The organism is Legionella yabuuchiae, assembly GCF_900640115.1.
GTDB lineage: Bacteria > Pseudomonadota > Gammaproteobacteria > Legionellales > Legionellaceae > Legionella_A > Legionella_A yabuuchiae.
Window position 1 is genome coordinate 1 of sequence record NZ_CAAAIW010000066.1, and the last position, 1,118, is coordinate 1,118.

The following is a 1,118-nucleotide window of genomic DNA, read 5'->3' on the forward strand; positions in this document are numbered from 1 at the left end:
GGTGGATGGCTGAGAATCCGCCCCGGATTTTTGTAAATATTTAAAACATGTTATTTTTGAAAAATGGCAAAAAGGTGGTTTAAAATACTTATACCCCGGCATTCGGCGTGCATCTTAATCCTGAAACCCCATCTTTATCATCAGAATGCCTACTGAGCTATATTCAGTCTTATGCTTTATTAAGTGACTGGCTTCGAAATGATATTGAAGTGGACATCAGTCGGGTTGCCTCGACCTTTATTAATGAATATCCGTCTAAATATAGCCAGTTGATTTTAAATGAGGATTACCATCCAGAAATGAAAACATTAATGCGTGATTATTTAATTTATAATGCAACAAGAAATCGCGCCTTGGACATGCTGCCTTTGTTTGCTCGTATCGATGAAAAAATGGTAAATAACCATGTCAATTCAAGTCTGGTTAAAGCCAGACCTACGTTTCATTATCGACTAGCTAATTCAAGTTTATCCAAGCCTGATTGGGATTTTACTACAGAATGGAAGCGCTGGCTGCATGTTGAAAAACTAGCTAGCAATGACGCGTTACGTTTAAAGATGATCAAGGATTTTAACCATTTGAACTCCACACAGTGGCTTTTTACTACTAGCACTTGGGTTAAACAAACTGAGAAATACCTAAAACAATTATGACTAAATCCAGGCCCTTAATCGGCATCACGCATTCAGTTCATCAATCATTCATCGTCATTTGGGCAATGAAGCTAGTGGTATGGCTTGCAGGCGGTATCCCGATGTCCATTACTACAAAACAAAATGCATCGCGCTTTGATTATGCCGGGTTAATACTCGGTGGCGGTGTGGATATTAATCCTGAGCGATATGGAAAAGAAAAAAAGCTGCATTATGCTTATGATTTAGAACGCGATCAGTTGGAGTTTGATCATTTTGTTCATGCTGATAAAAAAGGCCTGCCTGTATTAGGGATTTGCCGAGGAGCTCAATTGATGAACGTGGCTCGTGGCGGTACATTACATATCGACGTTGAGAAGTTTTATGAAAAGATAAAGCAACTTTTCTTCTGTAAATTTCTCTACTCTTTCCGGTATACCCAACGCAAGAGGTCAAATTCTTGCGTCACCCAATAATAACACCTGT

2 protein-coding genes are annotated in these 1,118 nt (G+C 39.1%); both read left to right on the plus strand.

Annotated features, from left to right (window positions below):
* Positions 1-107: 107 nt before the first annotated feature.
* Positions 108-653: an amidoligase family protein gene (locus E1O47_RS12075; protein ID WP_133131480.1), complete on the plus strand. Its 546-nt coding sequence runs from the start codon at positions 108-110 to the stop codon at positions 651-653.
* Entirely contained in the window at positions 650-1,108 is a 459-nt protein-coding gene (locus E1O47_RS12080) for a gamma-glutamyl-gamma-aminobutyrate hydrolase family protein (RefSeq protein WP_133131481.1), read from the plus strand. Before E1O47_RS12075 ends, E1O47_RS12080 begins: the two co-directional genes overlap by 4 nt.
* The last annotated feature ends 10 nt before the right edge of the window (positions 1,109-1,118 follow it).

Coding starts and splice junctions, on each gene's coding strand:
- E1O47_RS12080 (WP_133131481.1), top strand. CDS start 650: ATGACTAAATCCAGGCCCTTAATCGGCATCACGCATTCAGTTCATCAA.